We start from the raw sequence: 16,871 nt of genomic DNA on the forward strand, positions 1-16,871 counted from the left end.
CGTCGCAGGCGCCCGCGCCGATGCGGTTCCTGCTGGACGCCGAACAGCGGGCGTTCGCGCAGTCGTTGGACGCGATGCTGGGCGCTGCCGACACGGCGGCGGCGGTCCGCGACTGGAGCCGGGGGGACCGGGCGCGCGGGTGGGCGCTGTGGTCCCGGATCGCCGACGCGGGCGTCTTCGCCCTGGCGGTCCCCGAGAAGTACGAGGGGCTCGGGCCCCGGCCGGTGGAGCTGGCCGTGGCCTTCGTGGAGCTGGGGCGGCACGCGGTCCCGGGCCCGCTGGTGGAGACGGTCGCCGCGGCGGCCCTGCTGCTCGACCCGGGGCCCGCCGAGCGGTTCCTCGCGGCGCTGGCCTCGGGCCGGTCGGCGGCGACGGTGGCCCGCGAGGGCTCCTACGCCCTGGACGGCGACGCGGTCACGCTCCGGCTGGCGCTGGGCGCCGACGGGCTGCGGCTGGCCCCCGGTCACGGTCCGGTGCGGGCGTCCCTGGACCCCGCCCGCCGACTGACCCGTCTGCTGCCGGGCGGCGAACTGCTCACCTCGGCTCCCGCGATGGACCGGGCGCTGCGGTGGGCCCGGCTCGCCACCGCCGCGCAGGCCCTCGGCGTCGGTCTGGCACTGCTGGAGCGGACGGTGGCCCATGTCGGCCGGCGCGTCCAGTTCGGGGCGCCCATCGGCTCGTTCCAGGCGGTCAAGCACCGGCTGGCGGACGTGAAGATCGCCCTGGAGTTCGCCCGGCCCCTGGTGCTGGGGGCCGCCGTGACGATGACGGCGGCGGACGTCGCGGCGGCGAAGGCGAGCGCGGGCGAGGCGGCGTACGCGGGCGCGCGCGCCGCGCTCCAGCTGCACGGCGCGATCGGCTACACGGCGGAGCACGACCTGTCGCTCTGGCTCACCAAGGCCCGCGCCCTGCGCACGGCCTGGGGCACGCCGGACGAGTGCCGGGCGGAGGTACTGCGCGCCCACGGGCAGGTTCTCAGCCGGTCACCTTGGCGATGAACGCGGCGAGGTTGGCCACGGTGCGTGCGATCTTCTCCTCCAGCGTGATCGTCTCGTGCAGCCGGGCCCCGGCGCCCGCGTCCCGCTTGCCGCGCACGTACAGCGAGCAGGCGAGGTCGCTGCAGATGTAGGCCCCCACGGAGTTGCCCTGCTGGCCGGCCCTGCCCGCCTTGGGCGCGACCATCAGGCAGACGCCGCCGGAGTGGGTGGTCAGGCACATCGTGCACATGCTGCGCCGGGCCTGCCAGGAGCCGGAGGCGGTCGAGCGCAGCTGGAGGGCTCGGGGCCAGCCGTCCAGCTCCGCGACGAGGTAGGCCCGGTCGGGGGCCTGGGGGTCCCGCCAGCCCAGGTAGTCGAGGTCGTCCCAGGGCCGGTCGGCGAGGTCGCGCGGCACGGTCAGGCGCTTGGCCTCGCCCTTGGTGCAGTTCACGAAGGCGGCGCGGATCTCTTGTTCGGTCAGCGGCTTCATAATTGGCAGGCTAATTTGCCTAAAGGTTTTAGGCAAATGGTTAAGATTTTACGGGTAGCGCATAATGGCCGTCGTCAGACAGGTCGCCGCGGCGGCGGATCCGGGCGGGAGACGATCATGGGGCGCGTAGGGCTGAGCACGGAACGCCTGGTCCGGGCGGGCGCGGAACTCGCCGACGAGGTGGGCTTCGACCAGGTGACCGTCTCGGCGCTGGCCAGACGTTTCGACGTCAAGGTCGCGAGCCTGTACTCGCACGTGAAGAGCTCCGACGATCTGCGCACCCGGATCGCCCTGCTGGCGCTGGCCGAGCTCGCCGACCGGGGCGACGTCGCCCTGGCCGGGCGGGCCGGCAAGGACGCCCTGACCGCGCTGGCCGACGTCTACCGCGACTACGCCCGCGAGCACCCCGGCCGCTACGCGGCGGCCCAGCTGCGACTGGACCCCGAGGCGGCGGCCGCGAGCGCGGGCGGCCGGCACGCCCGGATGACCCGCGCGATCCTGCGCGGCTACGACCTCGCCGAGCCGGACCAGACGCACGCCGTCCGCCTGCTGGGCAGCGTCTTCCACGGATACGTCAGCCTGGAGCTGGGCGGCGGCTTCAGCCACAGCGCCCCCGACACCCAGGAGACCTGGACGCGGATCCTGGACGCCCTCGACGTGCTGCTGCGCAACTGGCCGCCCGAGCGGTGAGGGCCGGGCCGGGCGGCGTCAGCGCCCGTGTCCGGGGCCGTGGCCGTGCCCGCCGGTCAGCTCCCGGTACTCCTCGGACGTCGGCTTGGGGACACGGCTGCCGGCGCCGAACATGGCCCGCGCGAGGCGCGCCCGCAGCCGCTGGGACACGGTGACCTGCCGCCGCACGCCGTTGTGGTCGACGAGCGGCCCGATCGCGTAAGGCGGGCTCTGCTCGTGCTGGGTGAGGGTGAACAGCCGGTCCCGGCTCAGGGGTGCGTGGACCTCGACGTACTCGCCGTGCGGCAGCCGTTTGACGGTTCCGGTCTCCCGGCCGTGCAGGACCGTGTCGCGGTCGCGGCGCTGCAGCCCCAGACAGATCCGCTTGGTCACCGTGAAGGCGACCACCGGGGCGGCGAACACGGACACCCGCACGAACCAGGTGATCGCGTTGATGGACAGATGCAGATGCGTGGCGACGATGTCGTTGCCGCCGCCGATCAGCAGCACCGCGTACAGCGCCAGCCAGGCCGCCCCGAGGCCGGTGCGCACGGGCGCGTTGCGCGGCCGGTCCAGGATGTGGTGCTCGCGCCGGTCCCCGGTGATCCACGCCTCGACGAACGGATAGACGCCGATGGCGAGCAGGATCAACGGAAACAGGGAGAAGGGGATGAGCACGCCCAGCTCCAGGGTGTGGCCCCAGGCGTCGATCTCCCATCCCGGCATCACCCGGATCAGCCCCTCGGAGAAGCCGAGGTACCAGTCGGGCTGGGCGCCGGTCGTCACCAGGTCCGGGCGGTAGGGGCCGAACGCCCACACCGGGTTGACGCTCGCGATCGCGCCCATCACCGCGAGAACGCCGAAGACCAGGAAGAAGAACCCGCCCGCCTTCGCCATGTAGACCGGCATGAACGGCATGCCGACCACGCTCTTCTGATCGCGTCCGGGCCCCGGGTACTGGGTGTGCTTGTGGAAGAACACCAGGATGAGATGGGCGACGACGAGCCCCAGCATGATCCCGGGCAGCAGCAGCACATGGATGGGGAAGAACCGCGAGATGATGTCGTGCCCCGGGAACTCCCCGCCGAACAGGAAGAACGACAGGTACGTGCCGACGATCGGGACGGACAGGATCGCGCCGTCCGCGAACCGTACGCCGGTGCCGGACAGCAGGTCGTCGGGGAGCGAGTAGCCGGTCAGTCCGGTGAGGATGCCGAGGAACAACAGCAGCCAGCCGAAAAGCCAGTTGACCTCGCGCGGCTTGCGGAACGCGCCGGTGAAGAACACCCGCATCATGTGCACGAGCATGCCGGTGACGAAGACCAGCGCCGCCCAGTGGTGGATCTGCCGGATCAGCAGCCCGCCGCGCACGTCGAAGCTGATGTGCAGGGTCGACTCGTAGGCCTTCGTCATGGTGACGCCGTCGAGCGGGACATACGTGCCGTGGTAGACGACCTCGGCGCTGCTCGGCTCGAAGAACAGGGTGAGGTACACGCCGGTCAGGAGCAGGACGAGGAAGCTGTACAGACAGATCTCGCCCAGCATGAACGACCAGTGGTCCGGGAACACCTTGCGCAGATTGGCTCTGGCCAGCGCGTACAGACCCAGCCGCCCGTCGGCCCAGTCGGCGACCCGCTCGCCCCGGCCGGGCTCACCCCGTCGCCGCGAACTCCCGTCGTCCGCGCCCTCGTTCACCGATCGCGCGCCGTCAGCCATGCACCGTCGCCTCCCCCTCGGATCAACCTCCTCAGGGTGGCACGTAGGACCGGCGGAGCCAACGGTGCGGACGACCGCGGGCGGCGGAACCCGCTACGTCATGACGCTCCCCCGGGCCTGTACGGCCGTCGGCCGGCGCGGGAACCTCTCGCCCCGGCCGGTCGTACAGCTCCGCGTCCGGGCCCGCGCGCCGGCCCGAACCGGCGTGCAGGAGAACGGCGTTGTCGACGGCCCGCCTCACCGGCACGGGCAGCTCGTCGAGCCTGCACGGGAAGTCGGACTGCCGCTCGCCCATCTGTTCGCACACCGGCTAATGAGGATGAAATGACAAGGAACAAGACATTCCCGCTCTAGGGTGTGCGGCATGAAACGTGCCGCCGCCCTGGTCTGCGCCGCAGTGGCGTCGACGGTGTACCTGCTCACCCCCTCGCAGACCGCACAAACCGCCCAGGACGAGGGCCCGGTGTGGCTCGGACACCCCGCACAGGCCGAACGCCGCGCGCAGTCCGCCCGGTCGGCACAGCCCGAACGCCCCGCGCAGGCCGGACGATCCGCGCCGCCCCGGCGCCCCGCACGGCCCGCCCTTCCCGCGGCCGGGGCGCGGGCGGGCGTGCCCGGCCTCGCCGCCCCGGCACAGAAGGAACTCGCCCAGCAGATCGTGGCCAGCGCGGAGAACGGAACCCTGAACTGGCGCAGCGCGTACGGCTATGTCGAGGACATCGGCGACGGCCAGGGCTACACCGCGGGCCTGATCGGCTTCTGCACCGGCACCCACGATCTGCTCGCCCTCGTCGAGGGCTACACACGCGCCCACCCTGACAACGCGCTCGCGCGCTACCTGCCCGCCCTGCGCCGCGTCGACGGCAGCGACTCGCACGAGGGTCTCGACCCGGGCTTCCCGGACGCCTGGCGCGCCGAGTCCCGGGTCCCCGCCTTCCGGGCCGCGCAGGACGCCGAGCGCGACCGCGTCTACTTCGACCCGGCGGTGCGTCGGGGACGGGCCGACGGGCTGGGCGCGCTGGGCCAGTTCATCTACTACGACGCCCTCGTCTTCCACGGCCCGGGCACGGGCCCGACCAGCTTCGACGGCATCCGCGCCCGTGCGATGCGCCAGGCCCCCACCCCGGCCCAGGGCGGCGACCAGGCCGCCTACCTCGGCGCGTTCCTCGACGCGCGCCGCCGCGCCATGCTGATCCGGCACCCCGGCGTCGACACCTCACGCGTCGACACCACCCAGCGCAGCTTCCTGCGGGAGGGCAACCTCGATCTGCGTCCGCCGCTGCGCTGGCAGGTGTACGGGGAGACGTTCCGGGCTCCGTAGGGGACGCCCGGACGCCGTACCCAGGGTGCGGCGGACATGCCGCGGCGCCTGCCGGTCCGGTCGGGGACGTGGCAGGCGCCGCGTGGTGTTCCGCACGCCTTTGTACGGGACGTTCAGGGTGCCCCTGCAGCGGGACGTCAGACCATCAGCGAGCGGTCCGTCGGGCGGATCGGGGCCGGCAGCTCGCTGACGCCGGTGAGGAACCGGTCGACGCCGCGGGCGGCCGAGCGGCCCTCCGCGATCGCCCACACGATGAGCGACTGGCCGCGGCCCGCGTCACCGGCGACGTACACGCCGGGCACATTGGTCGCGAAGTCGGCGTCACGGGCGACGTTGCCGCGCTCGTCGAGCTCCAGGCCGAACTGCTCGACGAGGCCGTTCTCGCGGTCCGTGCCGGTGAAGCCCATCGCCAGCGTCACCAGCTGGGCGGGGATCTTGCGCTCCGTGCCCGGCTTCTGGGTCAGCCTGCCCTCGACGAACTCGACCTCGGTGAGGTGCAGCCACTGGACGTTGCCGTCCTCGTCGCCCTCGAAGTGGGTGGTGGAGACGGAGTAGACCCGCTCGCCGCCCTCCTCGTGCGCGCTGGTGACCTTGTAGAGCATCGGGAAGGTCGGCCACGGCTGGGAGACCGCGTTCCGCTCGTCGCCCGGCCGGGGCATGATCTCCAGCTGGGTGACGGAGGCCGCGCCCTGACGGTGGGCGGTGCCCACGCAGTCGGCGCCGGTGTCGCCGCCGCCGATGACGACGACGTGCTTGCCCTCGGCCGAGATCGGGGGCGCCACGAAGTCGCCCTCCTGCACCTTGTTGGCCAGCGGCAGGTACTCCATCGCCTGGTACACGCCCTTGAGCTCACGGCCGGGGACCGGCAGATCACGGGCGGTCGTGGCGCCGGCGGCGATGACGACGGCGTCGTAGCGCTTCTTGAGGTCGGTCGCCTTGAGGTCGCGGCCGATCTCGATGCCGGTGCGGAAGCGGGTGCCCTCCGCGCGCATCTGCTCGATACGGCGGTTGATGTGCCGCTTCTCCATCTTGAACTCGGGGATGCCGTACCGCAGGAGTCCTCCGATGCGGTCCGCGCGCTCGTAGACGGCGACGGTGTGACCGGCCCGCGTCAGCTGCTGGGCGGCGGCCAGACCCGCCGGGCCCGAACCGATGACCGCGACGGTCTTGCCGGACAGGCGCTCGGGGGCCTGCGGGGCGACGTCACCGGTCTCCCACGCCTTGTCGATGATCGAGACCTCGACGTTCTTGATGGTGACCGGCGGCTGGTTGATGCCCAGCACGCACGCCGACTCGCAGGGGGCCGGGCACAGCCGCCCGGTGAACTCCGGGAAGTTGTTCGTGGCGTGCAGCCGCTCCGACGCCGCCGACCAGTCCTCGCGGTAGGCGTAGTCGTTCCACTCGGGGATCAGGTTCCCCAGCGGACAGCCGTTGTGGCAGAACGGGATGCCGCAGTCCATGCACCGGCTGGCCTGCTTGCCGATGATCGGCAGCAGCGAACCGGGGACGTAGACCTCGTTCCAGTCCTTCAGCCGCACGTCGACGGGACGGGACTTGGCGACCTCGCGGCCGTGGTTCAAAAAGCCCTTCGGGTCAGCCATTGGTCGCCGCCTCCATCATCTTCTCGGTGATCTCGGACTCGGAGAGTCCCGCCTGCTCGGCGGCGTCCTTGGCGGCGAGCACTGCCTTGTAAGCACTGGGAATGATCTTGCTGAAGCGCTCCGCGGCCGCGTCCCAGTCGGCCAGCAGCTTCTCGGCGACCGTGGAGCCGGTCTCCTCGGCGTGGCGGCGCACCACGTCGTGCAGCCACTGCTTGTCGGCCTCGTCCGGCGTCTCGACGGCGGCGAGGTTGCCGGCGTTGACGTTGTCGCGGTTCAGGTCGATCACGTAGGCGATGCCGCCCGACATACCGGCCGCGAAGTTGCGGCCCGTCTCGCCGAGGACCACCGCGTGGCCGCCGGTCATGTACTCGCAGCCGTGGTCGCCCACGCCCTCGGAGACGACCGTCGCGCCGGAGTTGCGCACGCAGAACCGCTCGCCGGTGCGGCCGCGCAGGAACAGCTCGCCGCCGGTCGCGCCGTAGGCGATGGTGTTGCCGGCGATCGTCGAGTACTCGGCGAGGTGGTCGGCGCCCCGGTCGGGACGGACGATCACCCGGCCGCCGGAGAGGCCCTTGCCGACGTAGTCGTTGGCGTCGCCCTCCAGGCGCAGCGTGACGCCACGCGGGAGGAAGGCGCCGAAGGACTGGCCGGCGGAACCGGTGAAGGTGATGTCGACGGTGTCCTCGGGCAGGCCCGCGCCGCCGAACCGCTTGGTCACCTCGTGGCCGAGCATGGTGCCGACCGTGCGGTTGATGTTGCGGATGGAGACCTGGGCGCGCACCGGCTGGGCGTCGGTCGCGGAGTCCGCGGCGAGGGCGTCGGCGGCGAGCTTGATGAGCTGGTTGTCGAGCGCCTTCTCCAGGCCGTGGTCCTGCGGGACGACCTGGTGCAGGGCGGCGCCCTCGGGCAGGGCGGGCACATGGAACAGCGGGGCCAGGTTCAGGCCCTGGGCCTTCCAGTGGTCGACGGCGCGCTCGACGTCGAGGACCTCGGCGTGGCCGACGGCCTCCTCGATCGAGCGGAAGCCCAGCTCGGCCAGCAGCTCGCGGACCTCTTCGGCGATGAACTTGAAGAAGTTGACGACGTACTCGGCCTTGCCGGCGAAGCGGTCGCGCAGCACCGGGTTCTGGGTGGCGATACCGACGGGGCAGGTGTCCAGGTGGCAGACGCGCATCATGACGCAGCCGGAGACGACGAGCGGGGCGGTCGCGAAACCGAACTCCTCCGCGCCGAGCAGCGCGGCGATGATCACGTCACGGCCGGTCTTGAGCTGGCCGTCCGTCTGGACCACGATCCGGTCGCGCAGACCGTTGAGCAGCAGGGTCTGCTGGGTCTCGGCGAGACCGAGCTCCCAGGGGCCGCCCGCGTGCTTGAGCGAGGTGAGCGGCGAGGCGCCGGTGCCGCCGTCGTGGCCGGAGATGAGGACCACGTCCGCGTGGGCCTTGGACACGCCCGCGGCGACCGTGCCGACGCCGACCTCCGAGACCAGCTTCACGTGGATCCGCGCCCGCGGATTCGCGTTCTTCAGGTCGTGGATCAGCTGGGCCAGGTCCTCGATGGAGTAGATGTCGTGGTGCGGCGGCGGGGAGATCAGACCGACGCCCGGGGTCGAGTGCCGGGTCCTGGCGACCCACGGGTAGACCTTGTGGCCGGGCAGCTGGCCGCCCTCGCCGGGCTTGGCGCCCTGGGCCATCTTGATCTGGATGTCGTCCGCGTTGACCAGGTACTCGGAGGTCACGCCGAAGCGGCCGGAGGCGACCTGCTTGATGGCGGAGCGGCGCGCCGGGTCGTACAGGCGCTCCGGGTCCTCGCCGCCCTCACCGGTGTTGGACTTGCCGCCCAACTCGTTCATGGCGATGGCGAGGGTCTCGTGCGCCTCCTGCGAGATGGAGCCGTACGACATGGCGCCGGTGGAGAAGCGCTTGACGATCTCGGAGACCGGCTCGACCTCGTCGACGGGGATCGACGGGCGGTCCGACTTGAGCCCGAACAGGCCGCGCAGCGTCATCAGGCGCTCGGACTGCTCGTTCACGCGGTCCGTGTACTTCTTGAAGATGTCGTAGCGGGCCGTGCGGGTGGAGTGCTGGAGGCGGAAGACCGTCTCGGGGTCGAACAGGTGCGGCTCGCCCTCGCGGCGCCACTGGTACTCGCCGCCTATGTCCAGGGCGCGGTGCGCCGGCGCGATGCCGGAGGCCGGGTAGGCCTTGGCGTGCCGGGCGGCGACCTCCTTGGCGACGACGTCGATGCCGATGCCGCCGATCTTGGTGGCGGTGCCGCTGAAGTACCGGGCCACGAACGCGTCGTCGAGACCGACGGCCTCGAAGACCTGGGCGCCGCGGTAGGAGGCGACGGTCGAGATGCCCATCTTGGACATGACCTTCAGGACGCCCTTGCCGAGCGCGTAGATCAGGTTGCGGATCGCCTGCTCGGGCTCCATGCCGTCGAGGAAGGTACCCGCGCGCAGCAGGTCCTCGACCGACTCCATGGCCAGGTACGGGTTGACGGCGGCGGCGCCGAACCCGATCAGCAGGGCGACGTGGTGGACCTCGCGGACGTCGCCGGCCTCGACCAGCAGGCCCACCTGGGTGCGCTGCTTGGTGCGGATGAGGTGGTGGTGGACGGCCGAGGTGAGCAGAAGCGAGGGGATCGGCGCGTGCTCGGCGTCGGAGTGGCGGTCGGACAGGACGATGAGCCGGGCGCCGTTGTCGATGGCGGCGTCGGCCTCGGCGCAGATCTCGTCGAGCCGCGCGGCCAGCGCCTCGCCGCCGCCGTGCACCCGGTACAGGCCGGAGAGCGTGGTGGCCTTGAAGCCGGGCATGTCGCCGTCGGCGTTGATGTGGATGAGCTTGGCCAGCTCGTCGTTGTCGATCACGGGGAAGGGCAGGGTGACCGAGCGACAGGACGCGGCGGTGGGCTCCAGCAGGTTGCCCTCGGGGCCCAGGGAGGAGCGCAGCGAGGTGACGAGCTCTTCGCGGATGGCGTCCAGCGGAGGGTTGGTGACCTGCGCGAACAGCTGCGTGAAGTAGTCGAACAGCAGCCGCGGGCGGGCGGAGAGCGCGGCGATCGGCGAGTCCGTGCCCATGGAGCCGAGGGGCTCGCCGGCGGTCTTGGCCATCGGCGCGAGGATGATGCGCAGCTCTTCCTCGGTGTAGCCGAAGGTCTGCTGGCGGCGGGTGACCGAGGCGTGGGTGTGCACGATGTGCTCGCGCTCGGGCAGGTCGATCAGCTCGATCTCGCCGGCCTCGAGCCACTCGGCGTAGGGGTTCTCGGCGGCGAGCTGCGCCTTGATCTCGTCGTCCTCGATGATGCGGTGCTCGGCGGTGTCGACGAGGAACATGCGGCCGGGCTGCAGGCGGCCCTTGCGGACGACCTTGGCCGGGTCGATGTCGAGGACGCCGACCTCTGAGCCGAGGACGACGAGGCCGTCGTCGGTGACCCAGTAGCGGCCGGGGCGCAGACCGTTGCGGTCGAGCACGGCGCCGACCTGGACGCCGTCGGTGAAGGTGACGCAGGCCGGGCCGTCCCAGGGCTCCATGAGCGTGGAGTGGAACTGGTAGAAGGCGCGCCGGGCCGGGTCCATGGAGTCGTGGTTCTCCCACGCCTCCGGGATCATCATCAGCACGGAGTGCGGCAGCGAGCGGCCACCGAGGTGGAGCAGTTCGAGCACCTCGTCGAAGGACGCCGAGTCGGAGGCGTCCGGCGTGCACACCGGGAAGATCCGCTCGATGGCCTTGTCGTCCGACCCGAACAGGTCCGAGACCAGCTGCGACTCGCGGGCGGTCATCCAGTTGCGGTTGCCCTTGACGGTGTTGATCTCGCCGTTGTGCGCGACGAAGCGGTACGGGTGCGCGAGCGGCCACGAGGGGAAGGTGTTCGTGGAGAAGCGCGAGTGGACGAGCGACACGGCCGAGGCGAAGCGGCGGTCGGACAGGTCCGGGAAGAAGGGCTCCAGCTGGCCGGTGGTCAGCATGCCCTTGTAGACGATCGTGCGCGCGGAGAGCGACGGGAAGTACACGCCGGCCTCGCGCTCGGCGCGCTTGCGCAGCACGAACGCCTTGCGGTCGAGGTCGATGCCCTGCGACCGGCCGTCGGTGACGAAGACCTGGCGGAAGGCGGGCATCGTGGAGCGGGCGGTGGCGCCGAGCAGTTCGGGGGCGACCGGGACCTCGCGCCAGCCGAGGACGGTGAGGCCCTCTTCGTCGGCGATCGTGTCGATCCGCGAGACGGTGTCGGCCATGCCGTCCTCGGGGAGGAAGGCGATGCCGACGGCGTAGTGGCCGGCCTCGGGGAGCTCGAATCCGGCGACCTCGCGGAAGAAGGCGTCCGGGACCTGGGTCAGGATGCCCGCGCCGTCGCCGGAGTCCGGCTCGGAGCCGGTGGCGCCGCGGTGTTCGAGGTTGCGCAGAACGGTGAGCGCCTGCTCGACCAGCGCATGGCTCGCCTCGCCGGTGAGGGTGGCCACGAATCCGACGCCGCAGGCGTCGTGCTCGTTGCGGGGGTCGTACATACCCTGCGCAGCAGGGCGAGCATCCATGAAGGACCAGTTCTGGCCATTCGCGGAATGCTGGGACGGCTGGCGCGGCGTACGCATCGGCTCTCCCGTCGTCGTCTCAAGTGGCATGTCTGCTGGCGAAGGGACGACGTTGGCCCTCTGCGTAACGCAAAATTTCGTGCAGGTTACATGATGGAGCGGTTCTCGGGAACCGGATACTCCGTTCCAGCATGCGGACGCCACGGGCCGACGGCGGGGTACCGCGGACGTGGCTGGAAAGTATGTGGGGACCGGACGGGAGGAGATCGATCAGATCATGGCCCGCCGGGCCGGAAGGGGGCGGAGGGAGCGGCGTCACCCACCCCGCGAGCGCGCCGCAGGCCTCATTGCCCACAGCGCTTACGGCTCATGCCCGTTGGTCAAGCAGCCGAAACCAGTCAGTAACAACTATTTATGCGGCCCAACGCATAAGTACGATCCGATCTATCCTACGGCCGTTCCGAACAAGCTGCCCAGGGCGTACGTCACACCGGCCGCCGCACCGCCGAGGACGAGTTGCCGCAGCCCGCTGAACCACCAGGTCCGCGCGGTCACCCTGGCCACCACCGCGCCGCAGGCGAACAGCCCGACGAGCGCGAGCAGCACGGCCGGCCACAGCGAGGCGGCCCCGAGCAGATAGGGCAGCACGGGCAGCAGCGCGCCGAGCGCGAAGGCCCCGAAGCTGGAGACGGCCGCGATCAGCGGCGACGGCAGGTCGGAGGGATCGATGCCCAGCTCCTCGCGGGCATGTATCTCCAGCGCCTGCTCCGGGTCGCGCGAGAGCTGCTGGGCCACCTGGCGCGCCAGCTCGGGCTCGACGCCGCGCGACTCGTACAGCGCGGCAAGCTCGGCCTCCTCGTCCTGCGGGTGCTTCCTCAGCTCCCGTCGCTCCACGTCCAGCTCGGCCTCGACGAGTTCGCGCTGCGAGGCGACGGAGGTGTACTCGCCGGCGGCCATGGAGAAGGCGCCTGCGGCCAGCCCCGCGAGACCGGTGATGACGATGGTCTGCTGACCGACCGATCCGCCGGCGACGCCGGTCATCAGGGCGAGGTTCGAGACCAGGCCGTCCATCGCGCCGAACACCGCGGGGCGCAGCCAGCCCCCGTTGACATCCCGGTGGGTGTGGTTGTCACGGTGCGCCTCGTGCAGTGGCGCCTCGGTCTCGATGATGGCCATGAAGATCCCCCTGGGACGGAAAAGATAGCTAAGCCAAAGCTAACTTTGGACACGTTCTAATTTGTGACAACACCAAAATACGCCTGCGGATTCCGGGTCGCCAGCAAGGAAAGGCTCGGCTAACCTGCAGCTTTACCTTCGAGCGCTCATTCGAGGCTGAGCCTGCACAGATGTCGACCGGGTGACATGAGTGGATTTCAGGCTCGGGTCAACCGCCGACGGTGGGACACATCCGCAGACGGCTCCGCGCCCGAAGCGGACCCCCGGAGGAGAGGCCGCCCATGCCGACCATCCGTGACAGAGCCCGCGGCGCCCTGCTCGGCCTTGCCGTGGGAGACGCTCTGGGCGCGCCCGCGGAGAACCTGAAGCCCTCCGAGATCCGCGCTCGCTGGGGCCGCATCACGGGGTACGTCACCGACCGGCCGGCCGGCACCGACGACACCGAGTACGCGATCTTCTCCGGCCTGCTGCTGGCCCGCCACGGCTCGGCGCTCACTGCGGCCCATGTGGAATCGGCCTGGCACCAGTGGATCGCCGACCTCGACGAGGGTCCCTTCCGGGGCGCCGGCTTCAGCGAACGCGGCACCCTGGAGAACCTCCGCCGCGGCCTGGCGGCGCCGATCTCGGCCCAGCACCGGCACGCATGGAGCGACGGCCTGGCCATGCGCGCGGCGCCCTTCGGCGTCTTCGCCGCGGGCCGCCCGGCCGAAGCGGCCCGGCTGGTCGCGATCGACGGCTCGGTGAGCCACGACGGGGAAGGCATCCACGGCGGACAGGCGGTCGCGGCGGGGGTGGCGGCGGCCATGGCCGGAGCGCCGACCGCCGCCGTGGTGGCCTCGGCCCTCGCGGTCATCCCCGAGGACTCCTGGACGGCGCGCTCCCTGCGCCGTGCGGTGGCCGTCGCCCACCGCGGCGAACGCGCGGTCCGCTCCGCGGTCGTCATCGGCGGCTACCCGTGGACCGACCTCGCCCCCGAGGCGGTCGCCCTCGCCTTCGGCGCGTACGCGGCGGCCGACGGCGACTTCCGCGAAGCCGTCCTCACGGCGGTGAACATGGGCCGCGACGCGGACACCACGGCGGCGGTGGCCGGCGCCCTGTCCGGTGCGACACGGGGAGTCGCGGCGATCCCGCCGGACTGGGCGGCGGCGATCGGCCCGGCCCGGGGAAGCTGCCTGCCCTCGATGGCGGGACACCACGTCCTGGACGTCGCGGAACTGCTGGTTCCCGAGGAAGGCGGCAAGTGGGGCGAGGGAGTGGTCGTGGAGGAACTCGTACCCGGCCTGATGGGCCTCGCCCGGCCCCCCGCCCCGGACCCGGCCGCCTTCACCCTGGCCGCCACCGACGGAGCGGAGGCGGGCGAATGACGACCCGGACGGTCAACTCCCCGGCGGACCCGGACGACCCCACACCCCCCGGGGCCCGGCCCACGCCGGCGCGGGAGGCCCCCTACCCGATCCCGACCGCCCCGGGCGTCCCGCCGAGGACACCCGCCCCGGCCCACACGAGCGGCCCGGCGGAGGCGGACACGAGCCGCACCGGCGACGCGGAAGGCGGCGGCGCTGCGCACGGCAACCACGGCGGCGACACGTACGACAGCGGCGCGAACGGCGGCCGCAGCGAGGACGGGAACGGCACCCGCATCGCGGACGTGGACGGCAGCCGGACCGGCGTCGCCCACGACGGCGGGTGGACCGCGGGGGAAGCCGGGGACGCCGTCCGCCCCGCCCGCCCGCACCCGCACCCGCACCCGCACCCGGGCGGACCGCATGCCCCGCGCGCCCCGCGCCCCGCGCGCCGCGTCGTCGGTCTTCTGCTCGGCCTCGCCGCGGGCGACGCCGCCGGCTGGCCCGCCGCCCGGCACCGCGCGGCCCGGATGCCCGAGTGGACCCGCCGTCTCACCCGCGAGCTCGACACCTTCGCCGAGCACAACGCGACGACCACCCTCCCCGTGCCCATCGCCCTGAACCAGCCCCCCGAGCCCCTGCGTCTCGGTCCCTCCGACGACGCCGAGTGGGCGGCGTTCGCGGCCGAGGCCGTCCTGCGGGCGGGCGACGACGACGCCCTGGGCGACCTGAGCCGCGAACGCCGCACCCGCGCCGCGATCGACCTCGCCTGGAACGCGATCGCCTGCGAGGTGGCGGCGGCGGCCGACCGCGCACCCGAGGTGGAGTCCGCCGTCCTGCCGCTGCGCGCCCGCATCTCCGTCCGGGCCGGTCTGGGCAATCTCGCCGCAGGTCTGCGCCCCCCGGCCACCGGCCACGACAACCCCCACTACTTCGACGACGCGGCCTGCGTACGCGCCTGCGTCCTGGCGGTGGCCCACCCCGGAGACCCCCGACTCGCCGCCGCCCTGGCCGAGTTCGACGCCCGCTACACCCAGGACGGCGACGGCGTGCACGGTGCGCGCGCGATGGCGGCGGCCCTCGCGCTGGCCCTCGTGGGCGCGGACCCCGAGGAGTGCGTGGCGGCGGCGCTCGCCGAACTCCCCGAGCACACGGAGATCGGCCGCAACGCCCGTCACGCGCTCCGGCTGGCCCGTGACGCCGACAGCGCCTTCGCGCTCGTCCCCCTGCTGGAACACCAGATCGTCGACCACGTCTACAGCTACGGCATCGCGGCTGCGGAGACGGTGCCCGTCGCGCTCGCCCTGGCGACGGCGTCCGGCGGCCGCATCGGCGAGGCGGTCCCGGCCGCGGCCTGTCTGTCCCGGGTCGCGGACTCGGCCCCGGCCCTGGCCGGCGCGCTGACGGGCGCGCTGGGCGGCGGCGACGCGATCCCCGCCGCGTGGCGCGACAGCTGCCGCACCCTCTCCGGCTGCGTGCTCCCCCGCCTCAGCGGCACCGACCTGGTGGAACTCGCCGAGCTCCTGGAAGCCGCACAACCGGCCCCACCAGGGGGATGATTCGGGGCATGACGCCCAAAGCATCGGAAAGCAACGGCGGAACCCTGGAAGAACGCATCACCGGCGCCCTCGTGGGGGCCGCCGTGGGAGACGCCCTCGGTGGCCCCGTCGAGGGCTACTCCCCCGAGCAGATCCTCCAGCGGCACGGCGGCCGGATCCACGGCGTCGTCGGTCCCTGGAACGGCGACGACTGGCGCACCGCCCGCCCCATCGCCCCGTACCACAAGGGCGACGGCCACGTCACCGACGACACCTTGATGACCCACGCGCTGATCAGGGTCTACGCCGCCGTCCGCGACCATCTGGACGCCTACGCCGTCGCCGACCACCTGGTCGCGGACCTGATGACGACACCCCGCTGGATCCCGGAGCTGGAGGCCGAGGCGCTCCCCCTGCACCGGATCTTCCTCGCGGAGAAATGGCTGGTGGCCCGGCTCCACTACGGCCACGCCGACCCCCGCGAAGCCGGCGTCGGCAACATCGTCAACTGCGGCGCCGCGATGTACATGGCCCCCGTGGGACTGGTCAACGCGGCCGACCCGGCGCGCGCGTACGCCGAGGCGCTGGACGTCGCGGGCGCCCACCAGTCGTCGTACGGCCGCGAGGCGGCGGGGGTCTTCGCCGCGGCCGTGGCAGCGGCCTGCGCACCGCGGGCGACACCGGAGACGGTGGTCGCGAGCTGTCTGTCCCTGGCGAAGGACGGCACCCGCGCGGCGATCGAGGCGGTCTGCGAGACGGCGGCCCGCCACAGCGACTTCGAGTCCGCGCTCGTCCCGCTGCGGGAGGCGGTGGCGCCCTTCGACACGGTCGGGCCCGACTACCGCCGGCCCTCGCTGGGCGCCCGGCGCCCGTCCCGGATCCACGCGGTCGAGGAACTCCCCGTCGCCCTCGGCATGTTGCTGGTGGCCGGCGGCGACTACCGGCACGCGGTGCTCGGCTCGGTGAACTACGGCCGCGACTGCGACTCCATCGCCACGATGGCGGGAGCGCTGGCCGGCGCGCTGGGCTCGCCCGTCCCGGACGACTGGTCCAAGCAGGTCGCCGAGGCCAGCAGGCTCGACCTCTGGCAGCCCGCGGCGACCCTCGTCGAGGTCGCCCGGGAGATCTTCACCCGCGACGTGGACCGCCGTCGCGCCCACGAGCAGGCGTTCCACGCCCTGGGAGGCACGAGATGCTCCGACTGACCTGGGTCCAGCCGGAGGACCTCCTCGGCCACGAGCTGCGCCAGGCCGCCGAGGACGGCCGGGAGGCCGGGGCGATCGCCGCCCGCTGGAAGGCCGCGGGCGGCTGCGAGGCGCCGGCCCGCGCGGGCGCCTCGCCGCAGCGCGCCTCCCGCTATCTGCGCCTCCTCGCCGAAGACCTCCTGGACGAACTGGCCGACCTGCCCAGCAGATCGGCGGAGGACGAACCGACGGAGCTGGAGAAGATCAAGGCCCTGTGCCCACGGTGGCCGAGCCGGCCGGACGACGCCCGCCCCCCGGCCCCCCT

Annotated in this window: 11 protein-coding genes and 1 pseudogene; 7 read left to right on the forward strand and 5 right to left on the reverse strand. The window is 72.5% G+C overall.

Annotated features, from left to right (window positions below; genetic code table 11):
- Positions 1 to 20: 20 nt before the first annotated feature.
- Complete coding sequence (locus tag BG482_RS18755; protein ID WP_069770232.1) at positions 21 to 998, forward strand: acyl-CoA dehydrogenase family protein; 978 nt, start codon at positions 21 to 23, stop codon at positions 996 to 998.
- On the opposite strand, the gene BG482_RS18760 is transcribed toward BG482_RS18755, so the two are convergent.
- Entirely contained in the window at positions 976 to 1,467 is a 492-nt protein-coding gene (locus BG482_RS18760) for an FBP domain-containing protein (protein ID WP_069770209.1), read from the reverse strand. The genes BG482_RS18755 and BG482_RS18760 overlap by 23 nt on opposite strands.
- A gap of 117 nt (positions 1,468 to 1,584) precedes the next feature.
- Here BG482_RS18760 and BG482_RS18765 point away from each other — a divergent pair, with 117 nt between their 5' ends.
- On the forward strand, positions 1,585 to 2,157 hold the full coding sequence (locus BG482_RS18765; RefSeq protein WP_069770210.1) for a TetR/AcrR family transcriptional regulator: 573 nt from the start codon (positions 1,585 to 1,587) through the stop codon (positions 2,155 to 2,157).
- Between the two features lie 18 nt (positions 2,158 to 2,175).
- On the opposite strand, the gene BG482_RS18770 is transcribed toward BG482_RS18765, so the two are convergent.
- Positions 2,176 to 3,852, reverse strand: a complete 1,677-nt coding sequence (locus tag BG482_RS18770) for a cytochrome bc complex cytochrome b subunit (RefSeq protein ID WP_069770211.1) — start codon at positions 3,850 to 3,852, stop codon at positions 2,176 to 2,178.
- A 364-nt stretch (positions 3,853 to 4,216) separates the two neighbouring features.
- Between BG482_RS18770 and BG482_RS18780 the strand changes: the two genes are divergently transcribed.
- On the forward strand, positions 4,217 to 5,173 hold the full coding sequence (locus BG482_RS18780) for a chitosanase (RefSeq protein WP_069770213.1): 957 nt from the start codon (positions 4,217 to 4,219) through the stop codon (positions 5,171 to 5,173).
- Between the two features lie 137 nt (positions 5,174 to 5,310).
- Here BG482_RS18780 and BG482_RS18785 read toward each other — a convergent pair whose 3' ends face one another.
- From BG482_RS18785 to BG482_RS18795, 3 genes are all read right to left on the reverse strand, one after another.
- Positions 5,311 to 6,774, reverse strand: a complete 1,464-nt coding sequence (locus BG482_RS18785; protein ID WP_069770214.1) for a glutamate synthase subunit beta — start codon at positions 6,772 to 6,774, stop codon at positions 5,311 to 5,313.
- Positions 6,767 to 11,365, reverse strand: coding sequence for a glutamate synthase large subunit (gene gltB / locus BG482_RS18790; protein ID WP_079141901.1), 4,599 nt, complete (start codon positions 11,363 to 11,365; stop codon positions 6,767 to 6,769). Before gltB ends, BG482_RS18785 begins: the two co-directional genes overlap by 8 nt.
- Before the next feature lie 384 nt (positions 11,366 to 11,749).
- The gene (locus BG482_RS18795; protein WP_069770216.1) at positions 11,750 to 12,481 is read right to left on the reverse strand and encodes a VIT1/CCC1 transporter family protein; all 732 of its coding nucleotides are present in this window, start codon (positions 12,479 to 12,481) and stop codon (positions 11,750 to 11,752) included.
- Between the two features lie 281 nt (positions 12,482 to 12,762).
- Here BG482_RS18795 and BG482_RS18800 point away from each other — a divergent pair, with 281 nt between their 5' ends.
- From BG482_RS18800 to BG482_RS18815, 4 genes and pseudogenes are all read left to right on the forward strand, one after another.
- Positions 12,763 to 13,845 (forward strand): ADP-ribosylglycohydrolase family protein, encoded by a 1,083-nt coding sequence (locus BG482_RS18800; protein ID WP_069770217.1) that lies wholly within the window; start codon positions 12,763 to 12,765, stop codon positions 13,843 to 13,845.
- Positions 13,842 to 15,383, forward strand: a complete 1,542-nt coding sequence (locus tag BG482_RS18805) for an ADP-ribosylglycohydrolase family protein (protein ID WP_256096404.1) — start codon at positions 13,842 to 13,844, stop codon at positions 15,381 to 15,383. Before BG482_RS18800 ends, BG482_RS18805 begins: the two co-directional genes overlap by 4 nt.
- Before the next feature lie 8 nt (positions 15,384 to 15,391).
- Positions 15,392 to 16,567: an ADP-ribosylglycohydrolase family protein gene (locus BG482_RS18810; protein ID WP_069770218.1), complete on the forward strand. Its 1,176-nt coding sequence runs from the start codon at positions 15,392 to 15,394 to the stop codon at positions 16,565 to 16,567.
- A pseudogene (locus tag BG482_RS18815) lies at positions 16,555 to 16,871 on the forward strand (ADP-ribosylglycohydrolase family protein); the annotation flags it as partial. The gene BG482_RS18810 and the pseudogene BG482_RS18815, both read left to right, overlap by 13 nt.

This window comes from Streptomyces sp. LUP30 (assembly GCF_001746365.1).
GTDB lineage: Bacteria > Actinomycetota > Actinomycetes > Streptomycetales > Streptomycetaceae > Streptomyces.

Coding starts and splice junctions, on each gene's coding strand:
- BG482_RS18755 (WP_069770232.1), top strand. CDS start 21: ATGCGGTTCCTGCTGGACGCCGAACAGCGGGCGTTCGCGCAGTCGTTG.
- BG482_RS18760 (WP_069770209.1), bottom strand. CDS start 1,467: ATGAAGCCGCTGACCGAACAAGAGATCCGCGCCGCCTTCGTGAACTGC.
- BG482_RS18765 (WP_069770210.1), top strand. CDS start 1,585: ATGGGGCGCGTAGGGCTGAGCACGGAACGCCTGGTCCGGGCGGGCGCG.
- BG482_RS18770 (WP_069770211.1), bottom strand. CDS start 3,852: ATGGCTGACGGCGCGCGATCGGTGAACGAGGGCGCGGACGACGGGAGT.
- BG482_RS18780 (WP_069770213.1), top strand. CDS start 4,217: ATGAAACGTGCCGCCGCCCTGGTCTGCGCCGCAGTGGCGTCGACGGTG.
- BG482_RS18785 (WP_069770214.1), bottom strand. CDS start 6,774: ATGGCTGACCCGAAGGGCTTTTTGAACCACGGCCGCGAGGTCGCCAAG.
- gltB (WP_079141901.1), bottom strand. CDS start 11,365: ATGCGTACGCCGCGCCAGCCGTCCCAGCATTCCGCGAATGGCCAGAAC.
- BG482_RS18795 (WP_069770216.1), bottom strand. CDS start 12,481: ATGGCCATCATCGAGACCGAGGCGCCACTGCACGAGGCGCACCGTGAC.
- BG482_RS18800 (WP_069770217.1), top strand. CDS start 12,763: ATGCCGACCATCCGTGACAGAGCCCGCGGCGCCCTGCTCGGCCTTGCC.
- BG482_RS18805 (WP_256096404.1), top strand. CDS start 13,842: ATGACGACCCGGACGGTCAACTCCCCGGCGGACCCGGACGACCCCACA.
- BG482_RS18810 (WP_069770218.1), top strand. CDS start 15,392: ATGACGCCCAAAGCATCGGAAAGCAACGGCGGAACCCTGGAAGAACGC.